At 70.7% G+C, this 17482-nt stretch carries 17 protein-coding genes; 8 read left to right on the top strand and 9 right to left on the bottom strand.

Features of this window, described 5'->3' with window-relative positions; all coding sequences use genetic code 11:
• Positions 1–3 precede the first annotated feature (3 nt).
• The 4 genes from ABZ910_RS16030 to mce form a co-directional block, all read right to left on the bottom strand.
• On the bottom strand, positions 4–957 hold the full coding sequence (locus tag ABZ910_RS16030) for an ATP-binding cassette domain-containing protein (RefSeq protein WP_361364458.1): 954 nt from the start codon (positions 955–957) through the stop codon (positions 4–6).
• Positions 958–1094: 137 nt separating this feature from the next.
• Positions 1095–2030, bottom strand: coding sequence for a cellulose-binding protein (locus tag ABZ910_RS16025; RefSeq protein WP_361364456.1), 936 nt, complete (start codon positions 2028–2030; stop codon positions 1095–1097).
• Between the two features lie 182 nt (positions 2031–2212).
• A complete protein-coding gene (gene scy, locus ABZ910_RS16020) occupies positions 2213–6061 on the bottom strand; it encodes a polarized growth protein Scy (RefSeq protein ID WP_361364826.1) in 3849 nt (1282 codons plus the stop codon).
• A gap of 209 nt (positions 6062–6270) precedes the next feature.
• On the bottom strand, positions 6271–6711 hold the full coding sequence (mce, locus tag ABZ910_RS16015) for a methylmalonyl-CoA epimerase (RefSeq protein WP_361364454.1): 441 nt from the start codon (positions 6709–6711) through the stop codon (positions 6271–6273).
• A 148-nt stretch (positions 6712–6859) separates the two neighbouring features.
• Here mce and ABZ910_RS16010 point away from each other — a divergent pair, with 148 nt between their 5' ends.
• Both ABZ910_RS16010 and meaB read left to right on the top strand, forming a co-directional pair.
• Positions 6860–8062: an acetyl-CoA C-acetyltransferase gene (locus ABZ910_RS16010; RefSeq protein WP_361364451.1), complete on the top strand. Its 1203-nt coding sequence runs from the start codon at positions 6860–6862 to the stop codon at positions 8060–8062.
• 54 nt (positions 8063–8116) lie between these two features.
• The gene (meaB, locus tag ABZ910_RS16005; RefSeq protein ID WP_361364448.1) at positions 8117–9073 is read left to right on the top strand and encodes a methylmalonyl Co-A mutase-associated GTPase MeaB; all 957 of its coding nucleotides are present in this window, start codon (positions 8117–8119) and stop codon (positions 9071–9073) included.
• Between the two features lie 133 nt (positions 9074–9206).
• On the opposite strand, the gene ABZ910_RS16000 is transcribed toward meaB, so the two are convergent.
• From ABZ910_RS16000 to ABZ910_RS15985, 4 genes are all read right to left on the bottom strand, one after another.
• Positions 9207–9683: a MarR family transcriptional regulator gene (locus tag ABZ910_RS16000; protein ID WP_361364445.1), complete on the bottom strand. Its 477-nt coding sequence runs from the start codon at positions 9681–9683 to the stop codon at positions 9207–9209.
• 91 nt (positions 9684–9774) lie between these two features.
• Positions 9775–10575, bottom strand: a complete 801-nt coding sequence (locus ABZ910_RS15995) for an AIM24 family protein (protein WP_361364442.1) — start codon at positions 10573–10575, stop codon at positions 9775–9777.
• Positions 10572–11222, bottom strand: coding sequence for an AIM24 family protein (locus ABZ910_RS15990; RefSeq protein ID WP_361364823.1), 651 nt, complete (start codon positions 11220–11222; stop codon positions 10572–10574). Before ABZ910_RS15990 ends, ABZ910_RS15995 begins: the two co-directional genes overlap by 4 nt.
• Position 11223: 1 nt before the next feature.
• Complete coding sequence (locus tag ABZ910_RS15985; RefSeq protein ID WP_361364820.1) at positions 11224–11856, bottom strand: AIM24 family protein; 633 nt, start codon at positions 11854–11856, stop codon at positions 11224–11226.
• 126 nt (positions 11857–11982) lie between these two features.
• On the opposite strand from ABZ910_RS15985, the gene ABZ910_RS15980 reads away from it, so the two are divergent.
• From ABZ910_RS15980 to ABZ910_RS15960, 5 genes are all read left to right on the top strand, one after another.
• The gene (locus ABZ910_RS15980) at positions 11983–12327 is read left to right on the top strand and encodes a DUF3817 domain-containing protein (RefSeq protein WP_361364440.1); all 345 of its coding nucleotides are present in this window, start codon (positions 11983–11985) and stop codon (positions 12325–12327) included.
• Entirely contained in the window at positions 12324–12635 is a 312-nt protein-coding gene (locus ABZ910_RS15975; protein WP_361364437.1) for an MTH1187 family thiamine-binding protein, read from the top strand. The genes ABZ910_RS15980 and ABZ910_RS15975 overlap by 4 nt, the downstream gene beginning before the upstream one ends.
• Before the next feature lie 43 nt (positions 12636–12678).
• Complete coding sequence (locus tag ABZ910_RS15970) at positions 12679–13233, top strand: MarR family transcriptional regulator (protein ID WP_361364434.1); 555 nt, start codon at positions 12679–12681, stop codon at positions 13231–13233.
• A gap of 43 nt (positions 13234–13276) precedes the next feature.
• Entirely contained in the window at positions 13277–13615 is a 339-nt protein-coding gene (locus ABZ910_RS15965) for a DUF3817 domain-containing protein (RefSeq protein ID WP_361364431.1), read from the top strand.
• Between the two features lie 96 nt (positions 13616–13711).
• Positions 13712–15412 (top strand): methylmalonyl-CoA mutase family protein, encoded by a 1701-nt coding sequence (locus tag ABZ910_RS15960; RefSeq protein WP_361364428.1) that lies wholly within the window; start codon positions 13712–13714, stop codon positions 15410–15412.
• A gap of 38 nt (positions 15413–15450) precedes the next feature.
• Here ABZ910_RS15960 and ABZ910_RS15955 read toward each other — a convergent pair whose 3' ends face one another.
• The gene (locus tag ABZ910_RS15955; RefSeq protein ID WP_361364426.1) at positions 15451–16083 is read right to left on the bottom strand and encodes a TetR/AcrR family transcriptional regulator; all 633 of its coding nucleotides are present in this window, start codon (positions 16081–16083) and stop codon (positions 15451–15453) included.
• 223 nt (positions 16084–16306) lie between these two features.
• Between ABZ910_RS15955 and ABZ910_RS15950 the strand changes: the two genes are divergently transcribed.
• Complete coding sequence (locus ABZ910_RS15950) at positions 16307–17278, top strand: tetratricopeptide repeat protein (protein WP_361364423.1); 972 nt, start codon at positions 16307–16309, stop codon at positions 17276–17278.
• The last annotated feature ends 204 nt before the right edge of the window (positions 17279–17482 follow it).

Here is a 17482-nt window from a genome sequence, read left to right as displayed (position 1 = left end):
GGCTCACTCCCCCTTCCAGTCGGCACTCCAGCCCTGCGGGTCCGGGGTGGTGCCGGCGTGCGCGTGGTACTCGACCGACTCCGCCGTCAGCCGCATGAACGCCTCCTCCAGTGAGGCCTGTTGGGGACTGAGCTCGTACAGCACGACCCCGCCCCGGGCGGCGATCTCGCCGATCCGCTCGGCCTTGTCGCCCTCCACCTCCAGCACCCCGCCGGCCGTCTCGACGACCGTGATCCCGTCCTCGTGCAGCACATCGAGCAGCCGCTCGTGGTGAGGGGTGCGGATGCGGACGTACGACCGCGAGTTCTCCCGGATGAAGTCGGCCATGGAGGTGTCGGCCAGTAGCCGGCCCTGCCCGATGACGACGAGGTGATCGGCGGTCAGGGCCATCTCGCTCATGAGGTGACTGGAGACGAACACCGTCCGCCCCTGCGCCGCCAGGGTCTTCATCAGCGTCCGGATCCAGTGGATGCCCTCGGGGTCGAGCCCGTTGACCGGCTCGTCGAACATCAGGATCCGCGGATCGCCGAGCAGCGCGCCCGCGATGCCGAGCCGCTGCCCCATGCCGAGCGAGAACCCCTTGGCCTTCTTGCGGGCCACGGCCGTGAGCCCGACGGTGTCCAGCACCTCGTGCACCCGGCTCTCGGGGAGGCCGTTGCTCTGGGCGAGACAGCGCAGATGGTTCAGCGCGCTGCGCCCGCCGTGCACGGCCTTGGCGTCCAGCAGCGCCCCGATGCGGGTGAGGGGGTCCTTCAACTGGTCGTAGTGCCTGCCGTCGATGAGGACGTCACCGGCGGTGGGGTGGTCCAGCCCGAGGACCATGCGCATGGTGGTCGACTTCCCCGCACCGTTGGGGCCGAGGAAGCCCGTGACGAGGCCCGGTCTCACGCGGAAGGTGAGGTCGTCGACCGCGACCTTCTCGCCGTACCGCTTGGTCAGGCCTTCGAGCTCGATCATGCGGCCACGCTAAGACGCGACACAGCCCCCTGCCACCGGAGCGGCAGGAGGCTGTGTCTGTTCGTTCGCCTCAAGGGGCGACTCACGGACCGTCGCCCATGTGCGGTCGCGCTACGCCAGGCGTGGACGCCGGGTCGTTACCGGGACTGCTGGGCCGGGACACCCCGGGAGATCGGCTCGTCCTCGGCCGGAGCGCCGGCGGCGGCCACCGCGGCACCCGTGAGCGTGGCCAGCATCTCGCGGACGTTCGTCAGCTGAGCGTTGATGCTGTCACGGCGGTTGGTGAGCGCCGCGAGCTCGCGCTCGGATTCCGAACGGATGCGGTCCGCCTTGGCGTTCGCGTCGGCCACGATGTCCTCGGCCTGGCGCTGGGCCGTCTCGACGGTCTGACGGGCACGGCGCTCGGCGTCGGTGCGCAGCTTCTCCGCCTCCAGGCGCAGCTGCTCGGCGCGGTGCTCGATCTCGGCCAGGCGCTTCTCGGCCTTCTGCTGACGGGAGGCCAGGTCGCGCTCGGACTGCTCGCGGCGCTTGGCCAGGTTCGTCTCGAAGTCGGCGGCGGCCTGCGCGGCCTTGGCGCGGGTCTCCTCGAAGAGGGCGTCCGCCTCCTCGCGCTTGGACTGCGCGTCCTTCTGCGCCTCGGAACGCAGCTGCGACGCCTCGGTCTTGGCCTTGTCGACGATCCGGACGCCCTCGTCCTCGGCCTTGGCCTTGCGCTCCGCGGAAAACGCCTCGGCGTCGTTGCGGACCTGCTGGGCCGCCGACTCGGCGAGTTCGCGGTGCTGCTCGGCCGCGCGCCGGGCCTCCTCGCGCAGGTCCTTGGCCTCTTCCTCGGCGAGGCGCAGGATCTTCTCGACGCGCGCACCGAGACCCGCGTACGACGGCTCGGCGTCGGTGACGGTGGTCTGGGCGTTCTGCGTCTCGAGGTGGAGCTCCTCGATGCGCTTTTCCAGAGCGGTGATGCGGGCGAGAGCGCTGTCACGGTCGGAGACGAGCTTGGAGATCCGTTCGTCCACCTGTGCGCGGTCGTACCCACGCCGCACAAGCTCGAATCCGTAGGGGGAAGTGTCGCTCATGGGGTTCCTGTCGAATGAGACCGGTGAGGTGATAGGGGGAATCCTAGGGGCCGAAGCGGTGTGTCATCGAGCGGATACGTGTTTGATCTGGAGAATGACACCACTTTTGGGTGGCTGAATGCAGGACTGGTTGCCAAAAACAGGTCAAAGGCCCCAGCAGACACGGAAACCCTCTCACCCGGCTAGCCCTCCGACGACTTGCCACCCGATCGAGGTGCCCCCACCGTGGCGCCCGCCTTGACCGCGCCGTCCTTCCCGGACCCGGGGGCCTCGAAGGACTCCAACGCCGCCAGGACGTCCTGGACACGGGAGATCTCGGAGTTGATGTCCTCGCGCCGGCGCGTCAGGATCTCCAGCTCGCGCTTGCCCTCCTCGACCGTGCGCTTCGCCTCGCGCTCCGCCTCGGCCTTCAGCTCCTCGGCCTCCTTGGCGAGCGTGGCCTTCTTCTGCTCGGCCTCCTTGAGCAGACCCTCCGCCTTCTTGACCGCGGCGATCCGCACCTTGCCCGCCTCGGAGTTGGCCTCCGACACGATCTCCTTGGCCTTCACCTGCGCCTTGGACAGCTGCTCCTCGGCGGCCTTGACGAGCGCGTCGCAGCGGTCGCCGGCGGTCTTCATCGCCTCGGCCGACTCGCGGCGCGCCCGGTCGTGCAGCTGCTCGACCTCGGACGTGATGCGGTCGCGCAGCTCCTCCGCGCGCTCCCGGATCGCGGTCGCGTCCCGGCGGGTGCCGGCGAGCAGCTCGTTCGCGTCCGTACGGGCCTTCTCCACACGGGAGTTGCCCTCGACCGTCGCCTCGGACACCAGCCGGTCGGCCTCCTTGCGGGCCGCGCCGACCATGGTGTCGGCCTGCGCCTCGGCGTCCGCCGTGGTCTTGTGCGCCTGCGCTTGCGCCTCGCTCAGCAGCTTGTCGGCCTCGGCCGTGGTCTCCGTGATGAGCTTGTCGACCTGCCCGGCCGCGTCGGAGCGCCGCTTGTTGGCGTCCTGGCGGGCCGCGTCCAGCATCTCGTTGGCCTCCGCGCGCGCGGAGTTGACCAGCCGCTCGGCCTCCACCTCCGCCTGCACCCTGAGCCGCTCGGAGTCGGTGCGGATACGGTCGGCCTGCGCCTGCGCGGAGCCGACCGTCTCGGCGGCCTCGGCACGCAGCCGCTCGGCGTCGCCGGTGGCGTCCGCGATGAGCTTCTCGGCCCTGGCGACGGACTCGGCGCGGACCCGGTCCGCCTCCGCGACCGTCTCCGACTGCAGCCGCTCGGCCTCGCCTCGCGCCTCGGTGATGAGGGCGTCCGCCTGCGTCGCCGCGTCCGAGCGGCGGCGGTTGGCGTCCTCCCGGGCCTCGTTGCGCGTGCGCGTGGCGTCCTGCTCGGCCTGCTCGGCGGCGTCCGCGGCCTCCGTGCGCAGCCGCTCGGCGTGCGCGGTCGCCTCGGCACGCAGCCGCTCCGCCTCGGTGGCGGCATCGGCCACCGTGCGCTCGGCGAGCGCCTGGGCCGCCTCGCTCTCCTCCTGGACCTGGCGCCGGAGCCGGCTCGCGTCCTCGCCGGCCCGCTCCCGCTCGTCGTAGGCGTCGGCGCGGACCCGGTCCGCCTCCTCCTCGGCCTCCCGCCGGGCACGGTCCGCCGCGTGCTCGGCGGCGCTGCGCAGCCCGGTGATCTCCTCCTGCGCCTGCTCGTGCAGCCCGGCGACGGACTCCCGTACCTGCTGGGCGTGTTGCTCGGCCGCCGACACCATCTCGGTGGCGCGCTGGTCGGCCTCCTCGACCAGCCGTACGGCCTCGGTCTGCGCCTCCTCCACGCGGGCGCGCGCGACGGCCAGCAGCTCCTCGCTCTGCTCGCGGGCCCGCTCGCGCTCCTGGTCGGCCTCCTGGCGGGCGGAGCCGAGGAGTTCCTCGGCCTCGCGGCGGCGCCGGGCGGCCTCCTCCTGGGCGGCGGCCAGCGTCTCCGACGCCTCCGCGCCCAGCCGTTCGGCGGCGGCCTGCGCCTCGGCCCGCACCCGGTCCGCGGTGTCCTGGGCCTCCGACTTGAGCCGCTCGGCCTCGGCCGCGGCCTCCGAACGCAGCCGTACGGCGACGGCCTCGCCCTCCGCGCGGGAGGCGGACGCGTCCGACGCGGCCTCGTCGCGCAGCCGCTCGGCCTCGGCCTCCGCCTGCTGCTGCAGCGTACGGATGCGCTCGGCCGCCTCGGCGCGCAGCCGGTCGGCCTCCTCGCCGGCCTCGCGGCGGATACGGGCCGCCTCGTCGCGGGCCTCCGACAGCGCCTGCTCGGCGGCGGTGAGGCGCTCCTCGGCCTCCGTGTGCAGCCGGGTCAGCTCCTCGGCCGCCTCGGTCCGCCGGGCCTCGACCGCCCGCTCGGTCTCCTCACGCAGCTCGTTCGCGGCGCGCTCGGCGTCCGCCGTGACCGCCTCGGCCCGCTCGGCGGCCTCCGTGCGGTTGCGCTCGGCCTCCTCGCGGGTGCGCTCCAGGGTCTCCTCGGCCTGCTTGCGCAGACCGGTCGCCCGCTCGATGGCCTCGGCGCGGACCTTCTCGCTGTCCGTCGCGGCGCTCTGGCGCAGCTCGTCGGCGTCGACCTTCGCCTTCGCCAGCAGCTCCTCGGCGGACCCCGCCGCCTCCTCGATCTGCTGGACCGCCTCGCGCCGGGCCTCGGCGCGGATGCTCTCGCCCTCGGCGACCGCGTCGGAGCGCAGCTGCTCGGCGTCGCCGCGCAGCCGGCGGGCCTCCTCCTGCAGCTCGACCGTCTTGGCGCGGTACTCCTTGGTGTCGTCCTTCGCCGCGCCCTTGAGCTGCTCGGCGAGGTCGTGCGCCTCGGCGCGCAGCCGGTCGGACTCCGCCTCGGCCTCCGTGCGGATCCGCTCGGCCTCCTCGGAGGCCGCCTTGGTGGTGTTCCTGGCCTCCGCCGCCGCCTTGTTGAGGACGTCCTCGGCGGTCTTCGCGGCCTTCGACAGCTGGGAGGCCGACTCCTCGGCGGTGACCGTGCGGGCCCGCTCCGAGGCCTCGGCGACGATCTTCTCGGCCTCGGCGCGGGCGTCCGCGACGACCTGCTCGGCCTCGGACTTGGTGCTCTCGGCCTCCTTGGTGGCCTCGCCGACCAGCCGGGCGACCTGCTCCTTGGCCGTGCGCGTGCGCTGCTCGTTGGTGGCCTCGGCGCTCGCCAGGGCCTTGGCCGCGGCGTCCTTGGCCTCGGTGACCAGCTTGTCGGCCTCGGTCTGCGCCTTGCGCAGCGCCTCCTCGGCCTCGGCCATGCGCTGCTCGGCGGCGCGGCTCAGCTCGGTGGACTGCCGGCGCGCGGTGTCGGACTCGCTCGCCGTGGTGCTGCGCAGCTGCTCGGCGTGATCGGCGGCCTCCTGGGCCTGCGTCGACGCGGCGTTCAGCAGCCGCTCGGCGTCCGTGCGGGCGCGGCGCAGGATCTGGTCCGCCTCCGCGCGCGCGGCCTCCGCCTCGCTCTGCAGCCGCTGCCGGGCCTCGCCGGTCAGCCGTTCGGCCTCGGCGCGGGCGGCGTTCATGGACTGCTCGGACTCGGCGCGCGCCTCGTCGAGGAGCCGGCGCGCCTGGGACTCGGTGCGGGCGCGCAGCTGCTCGGCCCACGCCACGTTCTCGTTGACGTGCGACTCGACCGTCTGCCGGCGCTCGGCCAGCTCCTGGTCCAGCTGCTGGCGGCGGGTGACCGCCTCCTGGTGCAGTTCCGACTGCAGGCGAGCCGCCTGCTCGGCGTGCTCCTGGAGCAGCCGCTGCGTCTGCGCCCGGACCTGGCCCAGCTCCCGCTCGGCGTCCTGGCGCAACTGGTCGGCCTGCATCTGCGCGTTCCGCAGCATCTGCTCGGCCTGGTAGCCGATGTCGCCGCCCTCGTACGCGGGCCGGGACATGACGGTGCGCCGCGCCTCGTGCAGCTTGGCGCGCAGTACCTCGACCTGGTAGCCGAGGTCCTCGGCGTGCTGGATCGCCTTTTCCCGCTCGGTCTTCAGCCGCTTCATCTCGGCTTCGAACCGAGAGAGGTGGTCGACGTCAGCCGCCGGCTCTCGCTCCTGGCTCTCGTAGCCCCGCACTGCGCGGTCCATCCGTCCCCTGGTCGCAAGCCTGTCTCAAAGAGCACCGTCCATCCGCCGAACGGGGCCCCCGGGGAATGGTGTCAGATGTGCGGCGGAGCATGGGCTGCCGCCCCGACGCTCGCCCCCCGAAACCCGGACCCCGGCATGCGGTCGCCCTGGGAGAAGCGACGACCGCCCCCAACCCTACCGGCCCCTATGTACGAGGGTCAGTGCTCAGGTGACTCAACAGCCGCTGATGTGACCAGTTCTGTGAGAACGCCGTGACAGTCCTTGGGGTGCAGGAAGGTGATCCGCGACCCCATCGAACCGCGCCGGGGCTCGTCGTACAGCACGCGTACGCCCTTCTCCCGGATGTCCGCGGCGTCCGCGTCCACGTCCGCCGTACCGAAGGCGATGTGATGGACGCCCTCTCCGTTCTTCGCCAGCCACTTGCCGACCGCGGAGTCCTCCCGGGTGGGCTCCAGCAACTGGAGGTACGACGCCCCGCCGTCGGACGTATCGTTGATCTTGAGCATGGCCTCGCGCACGCCCTGCTCCTCGTTGACCTCGGAGTGGAACACCTCGAAGCCGTACGTGGCACGGTAGAACTCGACGGTGGCGTCGAGGTCGTGACAGGCAATCCCGATGTGGTCGATTCGCGTCAGCATGAATTCAGTGCAGCGCTCCGGAGGTGGTTACGCAACGTGCGCGCGATCACACTGAAAGGCCGATGACGGGCCGGACTACCGCTCAGTACATTCGACGTAAACCCTCGTTCACTCCTCAGCTTGTGCAGCTGGAAGGGGATCGCACCTCATGTCAGGAACGAACAGCACGACGTCGGTCATCGTCGCGGGTGCCCGGACGCCGATGGGACGGCTTCTGGGCTCGCTCAAGTCCTTCTCCGGAGCCGACCTGGGCGGCTTCGCGATCAAGGCCGCCCTGGACCGCGCCGGGATCGGCGGCGACCAGGTGCAGTACGTGATCATGGGCCAGGTGCTGCAGGCCGGCGCCGGTCAGATCCCGGCGCGCCAGGCGGCGGTCAAGGCCGGCATCCCGATGAGCGTCCCGGCGCTCACCATCAACAAGGTGTGTCTGTCCGGCCTCGACGCGATCGCGCTCGCCGACCAGCTGATCCGCGCCGGCGAGTTCGACATCGTCGTCGCCGGCGGTCAGGAGTCCATGACCAACGCGCCCCACCTGCTGCCGAAGTCCCGCGAGGGCTACAAGTACGGCGCGGTGGAGATGCTCGACTCGATGGCCCACGACGGCCTGACCGACGCCTTCGAGGGCATCGCCATGGGCGAGTCCACCGAGAAGCACAACACGCGTCTCGGCATCAAGCGCGCCGAGCAGGACGAGATCGCGGCCCTCTCCCACCAGCGCGCCGCCGCCGCCCAGAAGAACGGCATCTTCGAGGCCGAGATCACCCCGGTCGAGATCCCGCAGCGCAAGGGCGAGCCGGTCGTCTTCAGCAAGGACGAGGGCATCCGCGGCGACACGACCGCGGAGTCCCTGGGCAAGCTGCGCCCGGCGTTCACCCGGGACGGCACGATCACCGCCGGCTCCGCCTCGCAGATCTCGGACGGCGCGGCCGCCGTGGTCGTGATGAGCAAGGCCAAGGCGCAGGAGCTGGGCCTGGAGTGGATCGCCGAGATCGGCGCCCACGGCAATGTGGCGGGCCCGGACAACTCCCTGCAGTCGCAGCCCTCCAACGCGATCCTGCACGCCCTGAAGAAGGAGGGCCTGGAGGTCTCCGACCTCGACCTGATCGAGATCAACGAGGCCTTCGCGGCCGTGGCGGCCCAGTCAATGAAGGACCTCGAGGTTTCCACGGAAAAGGTGAACGTCAACGGCGGCGCCATCGCCCTGGGGCACCCGATCGGCATGTCCGGCGCCCGCCTCGTGCTGCACCTCGCGCTGGAGCTGAAGCGCCGGGGCGGCGGTGTCGGCGCGGCCGCGCTGTGCGGTGGCGGCGGCCAGGGCGACGCGCTGATCGTGCGGGTGCCGAAGGCCTGAATTCCGGGGTACGACTCGTAAGCGGTTCGTCTCGTAAGTGATCGGAGCTGTTTGATGCAGGACGTCTCCTCTCTGGTGGCCCAGGCCAGGGAAGGCCGGCCGCGGGCCGTGGCCCGGCTGATCTCCCTGGTGGAGGGGGCGTCCCCGCAACTCCGGGAGGTCATGGCGGCGTTGGCCCCGCTGACGGGCAACGCCTACGTGGTCGGCCTGACGGGCTCGCCGGGCGTCGGCAAGTCGACCTCGACCTCCGCACTGGTGACGGCGTACCGCAAGCAGGGCAAGCGGGTCGGCGTCCTGGCCGTCGACCCGTCGTCGCCCTTCTCGGGCGGCGCGCTGCTCGGCGACCGCGTGCGGATGTCGGAGCACGCGTCCGACCCCGGCGTCTACATCCGCTCGATGGCCACCCGCGGCCACCTCGGCGGCCTCGCCTGGGCCGCCCCGCAGGCGATCCGCGTGCTGGACGCGGCGGGCTGCGACGTGATCCTGGTCGAGACGGTGGGCGTCGGCCAGTCGGAGGTGGAGATCGCCTCCCAGGCGGACACGAGCGTGGTCCTCCTGGCCCCCGGCATGGGCGACGGCATCCAGGCCGCGAAGGCGGGAATCCTGGAGATCGGCGACGTGTACGTCGTCAACAAGGCCGACCGCGACGGCGCCGACGCCACGGCCCGCGAACTGAACCACATGCTCGGCCTGGGCGAGACCCGCGGCCCCGGCGACTGGCGTCCGCCCATCGTCAAGACGGTCGCGGCCCGCGCCGAGGGCATCGACGAGGTCGTGGAGGCCCTGGAGAAGCACCGCGCGTGGATGGAGGAGCGCGGGGTCCTGGCGGAGCGCCGCCTGGCCCGCGCCTCCCGCGAGGTCGAGACGATCGCGGTCACGGCCCTGCGCGAACGCATCGGCGACCTCCACGGCGACCGCCACCTGGACGCCCTGGCCGAACGCGTCGTCTCCGGCGAACTGGACCCGTACCGCGCCGCGGACGAACTGGTGGCGAGCCTGACGGAGGGCTGATCCCCGCGGGGGCGCTCTCCTCACCGACGTTCTCTCAACGCGGCGCTGGACCCGCCCGGTCGGAAGGGAGCCGAGCGGCAGACGAGACCTGAACACTCGTCTGCCGCTCGGCTCCTGTGCTGCGGCCGGTCGCTCAGAGGCGTCCCCGCTGCCCCCTCAGATGGTCGGCGATCGGCTTGAGGGACTTGGACAGGTCCGCCAGGGCCTGCGGCGACAGCAGGTCGATGAAGTGCCGTCGTACGGACGCCACATGGTGCGGCGCGACCTTTCGCATGGTTTCCATGCCGTGTTCGGTGAGGACGGCGTACAGCCCGCGGCGGTCGGACTCGCAGTTCTCACGGCGCACCAGGTCGGCGTTCTCCATGCGCGTGATCTGGTGCGAGAGTCGGCTCTTGGACTGGAGGGTGGCGGACGCGAGGTCGCTCATCCGCATCCGTACGTCCTCCGACTCGGACAGGTTCACGAGGATCTCGTAGTCGTTCATCGTCAGGCCGAACGGCTGCAAGTCCTTTTCGAGCTGGTACGTCAACAGCCTGTTGACCTCCAGGTGGGTGCGCCAGGCGCACTGCTCCGCATCGGTCAGCCAGCGCGTGGCCGTCTCGGTCTCCATGAATGAAGTCTACCTAAGAGGTTGAAATGCGAACGAGTGAGGGCGGCGTGACGTGCGCACGCGTTCGACGTCACACTCCGCAGACTACCGCTCACAGCCCGAAGCGACGCTGGAGGTCCCCCAGCTGTCCGGGAAGGCGCGGTGCGCCCGGAGGCTGTCCGTGGCCTCCGGTCACCCCGCTACCGCCGGGAACCCCCGGCTCCAGCGGAACCGCCCCCGTCGCCTGTTCCGCCATCAGCGTCTCGGTCGACTGGAGCAGCACCGTGCCGGCGCCCACGAACTCGAACTGATGCTCCTCCCCCGAGGCCCCGCCGAGGCCCGTCATCGCACGTAGACCGCCCATGACCCCGGTCAGGTAACCGTGGTCGTAGTGGTGGCACGGCGAGGGGCAGTCGGCCCAGCCGACCAGCGCCTGCGGGTCCACCCGGATCGGGGGTTCCATGAACACCACCGGTCCGTTGGATGCGGCCACGAACTTTCCGGTTCCGATCAGCGTCAGAAAGCCCGGCACGATCGACTGCTTGAGCGCGAGACTTGGCTGAAAAGCGAGCAAGTTGCCCGAGCGAATGGTCAGGTTGCCATCGTCCAGGTCATAGGAATCGACGTCGAAGGCCCGGTCGGCGAGCAGCATCTTGCCCGAGCCCTCCGCCACGACCCAGTCGCTCGCGTGCAGAGGCGAATGAAACGAGGAGCGGACAAGTCGGTCGAGTCGCCCGTGCCCGATCCCGTTGAACTCGACCGCCCCGTAGTAGGCGATCATCTTCCCCTTCTGCAGGAACCACTGGCTCCCCTTGAGCTCGACGCAGAAGGTGTACTTGTTCACGTTGTCGTCGACGGGCAGCGTCACGGGGTCGTACACCACCGGGCCGCCCGGGCCTCCGTATGCGCTCACAGCTTTTCCTCCGAGGCCTGGACGTACACCGCGCCGCTGCCGCTCAGCTCCAGCTGGAACGCCTCGCCGGAGCCGCGTCCCACCATGTCCCGCCAACCCAGCGCGGTGGACAGCCTGTTGCGTACGTCGCCGTGGTGGGCGACGTAGGCCTGGGGGTCGACGTGGACGGGCCGCTGGGGTGTGATCGGCACCTCGAACACCCCGCCGTGCGCCATGACGGCCACCGCGCCGTGCCCGGTGAGGGTCGTGGTGAACAGCCCCTGCCCGGTGACCTGCCCCCGGACCATCCCCATGACGCCGCCCTGCGCGCCCAGGAACATCGTCCCCTGCCGCAGCGTGCCCTCGAAGGCGAGCAGCCGGTCGGCCTCGACGTACAGGGTGTCGCCGGTGAGGCCGATGACCTGGACGTGGTGGCCGCCGTGCCCGAAGAAGACGGTGCCGCTGCCCTCGACGGTCATCAGGGGCGTGGCCTCACCGGCGACCCGGCGCCCGATCATCGACATGACGCCGCCCTGCCCGCCGTGGATGTCGGGCGTGAAGGACACGTCGCCCTTGTACGCGAGCATCGCGCCGCGCTGGCTGAACAGCCGCTGACCGGGCACGACGGTCGCTTCCACCATCTTCGAGTTGATCTCCCGCAGGGCCATCTCACACATCCCCCGCGATCGTGTTCCGCTCGCTCGGCTGCACGTACACCAGCCCGTCCCCCTCGAACCGGATCTGGAAGGCCTCGCCCCCGCCCTCCCCGAGGAGTGTGCGGAAGGTCACGCCGGACTGGAAGGACTGCCGTACGTTCCCCTGGTGGGCGATGTACGCCCCCGGGTCGACGACGAGCGGATACTGCGGAGCGACGCGCAGTACGACGGCCGGGCCGTCGGACGTGATGGCCGCCTGCCCGTGCCCCTCGACCGTCGTCGTGAAGAGTCCGTCGCCCTGGGACGCCCCGCGCAGCCCGGTGAAGGTGGTCCCGGTCCGCAGCCCGGCGTCCGTCGCGAGCAGGTTGCTCGACTCCACGTACAGCCTGTCCCCTTGCAGGCCGACCAGGTTGATCTCGGCCGCCCGGTCCGCGAACCAGCAGGTGCCCCGGCCCCGCACCTCCATCACGGTCATCTGCTCACCGGTGAGCCGCCGGGTCACCATCCCGCGCAGTCCCTCACCGCCGCCGCTCAGCTTCTTGAAGGCCATCTCCCCGTCGTACGCGACCATCGAGCCGTTCTTCGCCTTCACGGCGTCCCCGGTCATGTCGACGGCGAGCACCTTGCTCCCTTGGAGTCGGAACATCGCCACGCAGTGACGGTAGCGGGACGGCGGGGCCTGCGGACAGGTTCGTCCGACTGTTTGCCACAATGGGCGAGCGTTTGTGCTCACGTTCACGAACGGCGACGACTCTCCCACCGAAGGTGACCCGTGGACATCAAGACCGCCTCCGCCCTCCGCCGCCTCCGTCTGGTCTCCGCCCCCGAGGCCGTGTCCTTCCTCATCCTGCTCGTGTGCTCGGTGCTGAAGCGGACCACGGACTTCAACGCGGTGCCCGTGATGGGCGCGATCCACGGTGTCCTCTTCATCCTGTACGTGATCTTCTGGGCCGACGCCTGGAACCGCACCAAGTGGGACCTGAAGACCGGCATCGTCTACTTCGTCCTCTCGGTGCTGCCCACCGGTGGCTTCTTCGCCGAGCGCAAGCTGCGCCGTGAGGCGGAGGACGCCGTCGTCGCCGCCCGCGCCCGCCGGGAAGGAACCGTCAACGCATGATCGTCGCCTTCTCCGTGACGCCGCTCGGTGTCGGCGAGGACGTGGGGGAGTACGTCGCCGACGCCGTGCGCGTCGTCCGCGAATCCGGCCTGCCGAACCGCACCGACGCCATGTTCACCTCGATCGAGGGGGAGTGGGACGAGGTCATGGCCGTCGTGAGGCGTGCCGTCGCCGTCGTCGAGGAGCGCGCGCCCCGCGTCTCCCTCGTCCTCAAGGCGGACATCCGCCCCGGCGTGAGTGACGGGCTCACCGCCAAGGTGGCGACCGTGGAGCGGCATCTCACGGACCAGGGATCTCCCGAAACCTGAGACGGGGCTGACCGGCATATGACCGGCCGGTACTGTCGAAGGCGTGTCCAAGCCTCTCAGTCTCGCCTTCGATCCCATCGCCAGAGCCGACGACCTCTGGAAGCAGCGCTGGGGAAACGTGCCCTCGATGCCCGCGATCACCTCGATCATGCGGGCGCACCAGATCCTGCTGGCCGAGGTCGACGCGGTGGTCAAGCCGTACGGGCTGACGTTCGCGCGCTACGAGGCCCTGGTGCTGCTCACCTTCTCCAAGGCCGGCGAGCTGCCGATGTCGAAGATCGGTGAGCGGCTCATGGTGCATCCGACGTCCGTGACGAACACCGTCGACCGGCTGGTGAGGTCCGGTCTGGTGGCCAGGCGCCCCAACCCCAACGACGGGCGCGGCACGCTCGCCGTCATCACCGAGAAGGGGCGCGAGGTGGTCGAGGCGGCCACCAGGGACCTGATGGCGATGGACTTCGGGCTCGGGGCGTACGACGCCGAGGAGTGCGGGGAGATCTTCGCGATGCTGCGCCCGCTGCGGGTCGCCGCGGGCGACTTCGAGGACGCCTGCCCCTTGGATGCCGGGACGCCCGAGCCCGGATTCCAGGACGCCTGACCCGGGGCAAGATCTCCCGGAACGGGTGGTTACGCTCGTCCCCATGAAAAAGAGCGTGCTGACCCGCTACCGCGCCCTGGCCTACATCACCGGTGTCCTGCTGGTGCTGCTGTGCCTCGGCATGATCGCCAAGTACGGGCTGGAGCTGAACGGCGCCGCCGACTTCACTCGTGTCGTGGCCATCGCGCACGGCTGGCTCTACGTGGTCTACCTCATCTTCGCCTTCGATCTGGGCTCCAAGGCGAAGTGGCCGGTCGGCAAGCAGCTGTGGGTCCTGCTGGCGGGCACCATCCCGACCGCCGCGTTCTTCGTCGAGCGCCGGATCTCCCGCGAGCTGGAGTCCAGGGTCGCGGACGGTTCTCCCGCGGTCGCGAAGGTCTAGAAGGCCCAGTCGCACCCCCGCGATCTCACCGCCGCATGGCAACGTGCGGCGGTTTGCCATCGACATTTACTAGGACGTCCAAGTAAATTCGATGGTATGGACGCTCACGCCATCGAGGAAGGCCGCCGTCGCTGGCAGGCCCGCTACGACGCCGCGCGCAAGCGCGACGCTGACTTCACCACTCTCTCCGGCGATCCCGTCGAGCCGGTGTACGGGCCGCGGCCCGGGGACACCTACGAGGGCTTCGAGCGGATCGGCTGGCCCGGGGAGTACCCCTTCACGCGCGGCCTCTATCCGACCGGCTACCGGGGGCGTACGTGGACGATCCGGCAGTTCGCCGGGTTCGGCAACGCCGAGCAGACCAACGAGCGCTACAAGATGATCCTCGCCAACGGCGGCGGGGGCCTGTCCGTCGCCTTCGACATGCCGACGCTGATGGGCCGCGACTCCGACGACCCGCGCTCGCTGGGCGAGGTCGGCCACTGCGGCGTCGCGATCGACTCGGCGGCGGACATGGAGGTCCTCTTCAAGGACATCCCGCTGGGTGACGTCACCACCTCGATGACGATCAGCGGGCCCGCGGTCCCGGTCTTCTGCATGTACCTGGTCGCGGCCGAGCGGCAGGGCGTGGACCCGTCGGTGCTGAACGGCACGCTGCAGACCGACATCTTCAAGGAGTACATCGCCCAGAAGGAGTGGCTCTTCCAGCCGGAGCCCCATCTGCGGCTGATCGGCGACCTGATGGAGTACTGCGCGGCCGGCATCCCCGCCTACAAGCCGCTGTCCGTCTCCGGCTACCACATCCGCGAGGCGGGGTCGACGGCGGCGCAGGAGCTGGCGTACACGCTCGCGGACGGGTTCGGGTACGTCGAGCTGGGCCTGTCCCGCGGCCTCGACGTCGACGTCTTCGCGCCGGGTCTGTCCTTCTTCTTCGACGCGCACGTCGACTTCTTCGAGGAGATCGCCAAGTTCCGTGCCGCGCGCCGCATCTGGGCCCGCTGGCTGCGGGACGTGTACGGGGCGAAGAGCGAGAAGGCCCAGTGGCTGCGCTTCCACACGCAGACCGCCGGGGTCTCGCTGACCGCGCAGCAGCCGTACAACAACGTCGTGCGTACGGCCGTGGAGGCGCTGGCCGCGGTGCTCGGCGGGACCAACTCGCTGCACACCAACGCCCTCGACGAGACCCTCGCGCTGCCGAGCGAGCAGGCCGCCGAGATCGCGCTGCGCACGCAGCAGGTGCTGATGGAGGAGACCGGGGTCGCCAACGTGGCGGATCCGCTGGGTGGTTCGTGGTACGTCGAGCAGCTGACGGACCGGATCGAGGCGGACGCCGAGAAGATCTTCGACCAGATCAAGGAACGTGGCCTGCGCGCCCACCCCGACGCGCGGCACCCCATCGGCCCGATCACCTCCGGCATCCTGCGCGGCATCGAGGACGGCTGGTTCACCGGTGAGATCGCGGAGTCCGCGTTCCGCTACCAGCAGGCCCTGGAGAAGGGCGACAAGAAGGTCGTCGGCGTCAACGTCAACACCGGCTCCGTCACCGGGGACCTGGAGATCCTTCGGGTCAGTCATGAGGTGGAGCGGGAGCAGGTGCGGGTGCTCGGTGCCCGGCGGGGCGCACGGGACGAGGCCCAGGTGCGGGTGGCGCTCGACGGGATGATCGCCGCGGCCCGGTCCGGGGCCAACATGATCGAGCCGATGCTGGACGCGGTGCGCGCCGAGGCCACGCTCGGCGAGATCTGCGGGGTGCTGCGCGACGAGTGGGGCGTGTACACCGAGCCCGCCGGCTTCTGAGGCGCCCGGGTGCTGCTGCCGGCGCGGAACCCGGCCCCCTACGGCAACGGGGGCGGCGAGGTACCGAGCAGTCCCAGCAGCAGCACCCGCGTCAGGCTCCGTACCCACCGCTCGTCCGCCGGTTCCGCGCTCACCAGCATGCGGTGGACCACGGTGCCCGCCACGATGTCGTAGACGAGGTCGGCCGTGCGGGTGGCGGTGTCGGTGTCCGGATCGGGCGGGAGTTCGCCGCGGGCCTGGGCGCGGGCGCGGCCCTCCAGGACCAGGTGCTTCTGCCGCTTGACGATGGACTCGCGGATGCGGGCGCGCAGGGCGTCGTCCCGCGTCGCCTCGGCCACGACCGCGACCAGGCCGCTGTTGGCCTCGGGGCGGTCGAGGATGGCCACGAACTGGAGGATCACGTCCGTGATGTCGGCGGACAGGGAGCCGTGGTCGGGCAGCGTCAGTTCGTCGAAGAGCTCCGCCACCGCGTCCACGACGAGTTCGTTCTTGCCCGCCCAGCGCCGGTAGAGGGTCGTCTTGGCGACCCCGGCCCGCGTCGCCACGTCTCCCAACGTCAACTTGGACCAGCCCAGTTCGACCAGCGCCTCCCGCGTCGCGGAGAGGATCGCCGTGTCCGCGGCGGCGCTGCGGGGACGGCCCGTGCGGGTGGCGGGTGTGCGGCTCTGCATGACATGACCATAACCGGCCGGTTCTGATCGACCGTGAGGCAAGTCACCAAGGAGTGGCGTTCCGGGGGAGTCTCGTGCCATTACGCTACGGGTCGTAGCGAAAGCGCGCGCGAGACTCGTGCGCCGGTTTCGCGCACGAGCGACGACCACATGACGTGGGGTGGGGACCCCGCGCTTTCACATCGTTTTTCACACACGCACGGGAACGGGGGAGGATAGACGCATGCAGCCACGGAACATGTCCATGAGCGGCGTCGTCGACCTCGCCGCGGTGAAGGCGGCCCAGGAGGCCAAGAGCAAGGCGGAGCAGGCGCGCGCCGAAGCGGCCCGGCAGGGCGGCCCGGCGGCGGTCTCCCCGGCCGATCTCGTGATCAACGTCGACGAGGCCACCTTCGAGCGGGACGTCCTCCAGCTCTCCGCCGAGGTGCCCGTCGTCCTCGACTTCTGGGCCGAGTGGTGTCAGCCCTGCAAGCAGCTGAGCCCGGTCCTGGAGCGACTTGCCGTCGAGTACGACGGGCGCTTCGTGCTCGCCAAGATCGACGTCGACGCCAACCAGATGCTGATGCAGCAGTTCGGGGTCCAGGGGATCCCGGCCGTCTTCGCCGTCCTGGCGGGGCAGGCGCTGCCGCTCTTCCAGGGGGCCGCGAGCGAGCAGCAGATCCGTCAGACCCTCGATCAGCTGGTGCAGGTCGCGGAGCAGCGGTTCGGGCTGACCGGCCTGACCGTCGACGCGGACGCCGAGGGCGGTCGCGAGGAGGCCGCCCCCGAGCCGGCCGGGCCGTACGACGCGCTTCTGGAGGCCGCCGTGCAGGCCCTGGACGCGGGCGATCTGGGCGGCGCCGTGCAGGCGTACAAGAACGTGCTGAGCGAGGACCCGGGCAACACCGAGGCCAAGCTGGGCCTTGCGCAGGCCGAGCTGCTGCAGCGCGTGCAGGGTGCCGACCCGCAGCAGGTGCGCAAGGAGGCCGCGGACAGGCCGGCTGATGTCGAGGCGCAGATCGCCGCGGCGGATCTGGACCTGGTCGGCGGTCATGTGGACGACGCCCTCGGGCGCCTCGTCGACACCGTGCAGCGCACGACCGGCGACGACCGCGATGCCGTACGGCGCCGGCTGCTCGAACTCTTCGAGGTGGTCGGGGCCGAGGATCCGCGGGTCGTGAAGGCGCGCCGGGCGCTGGCGCGCGCCCTGTTCTGATCGGGTTCGGGGCGGGGCGAGGGCCCCGGTTCTGACCAGTCGCTAAACGCTGGCGCATGTGATGCCGGTGTGAAAGATTTGCTGACGATATGTCAGGGCGGCCGTGCTTTACCAAATCTTGGTAATCACGGCCGCTGTTACTCGGAGTAAACCGAGACGGCCGATCTGTCTGATTCCATCCAGAGATCAACAAATTTGTTCTGC

The sequence above is a fragment of the Streptomyces sp. NPDC046805 genome (assembly GCF_040645355.1).
Lineage (GTDB): Bacteria > Actinomycetota > Actinomycetes > Streptomycetales > Streptomycetaceae > Streptomyces.
This window is presented reverse-complemented; position numbering and strand designations above follow the sequence as displayed.

Coding starts and splice junctions, on each gene's coding strand:
- ABZ910_RS16030 (WP_361364458.1), bottom strand. CDS start 957: ATGATCGAGCTCGAAGGCCTGACCAAGCGGTACGGCGAGAAGGTCGCG.
- ABZ910_RS16025 (WP_361364456.1), bottom strand. CDS start 2,030: ATGAGCGACACTTCCCCCTACGGATTCGAGCTTGTGCGGCGTGGGTAC.
- mce (WP_361364454.1), bottom strand. CDS start 6,711: ATGCTGACGCGAATCGACCACATCGGGATTGCCTGTCACGACCTCGAC.
- ABZ910_RS16010 (WP_361364451.1), top strand. CDS start 6,860: ATGTCAGGAACGAACAGCACGACGTCGGTCATCGTCGCGGGTGCCCGG.
- meaB (WP_361364448.1), top strand. CDS start 8,117: ATGCAGGACGTCTCCTCTCTGGTGGCCCAGGCCAGGGAAGGCCGGCCG.
- ABZ910_RS16000 (WP_361364445.1), bottom strand. CDS start 9,683: ATGGAGACCGAGACGGCCACGCGCTGGCTGACCGATGCGGAGCAGTGC.
- ABZ910_RS15990 (WP_361364823.1), bottom strand. CDS start 11,222: ATGGCCCTGCGGGAGATCAACTCGAAGATGGTGGAAGCGACCGTCGTG.
- ABZ910_RS15985 (WP_361364820.1), bottom strand. CDS start 11,856: ATGTTCCGACTCCAAGGGAGCAAGGTGCTCGCCGTCGACATGACCGGG.
- ABZ910_RS15975 (WP_361364437.1), top strand. CDS start 12,324: ATGATCGTCGCCTTCTCCGTGACGCCGCTCGGTGTCGGCGAGGACGTG.
- ABZ910_RS15965 (WP_361364431.1), top strand. CDS start 13,277: ATGAAAAAGAGCGTGCTGACCCGCTACCGCGCCCTGGCCTACATCACC.
- ABZ910_RS15960 (WP_361364428.1), top strand. CDS start 13,712: ATGGACGCTCACGCCATCGAGGAAGGCCGCCGTCGCTGGCAGGCCCGC.
- ABZ910_RS15955 (WP_361364426.1), bottom strand. CDS start 16,083: ATGCAGAGCCGCACACCCGCCACCCGCACGGGCCGTCCCCGCAGCGCC.
- ABZ910_RS15950 (WP_361364423.1), top strand. CDS start 16,307: ATGCAGCCACGGAACATGTCCATGAGCGGCGTCGTCGACCTCGCCGCG.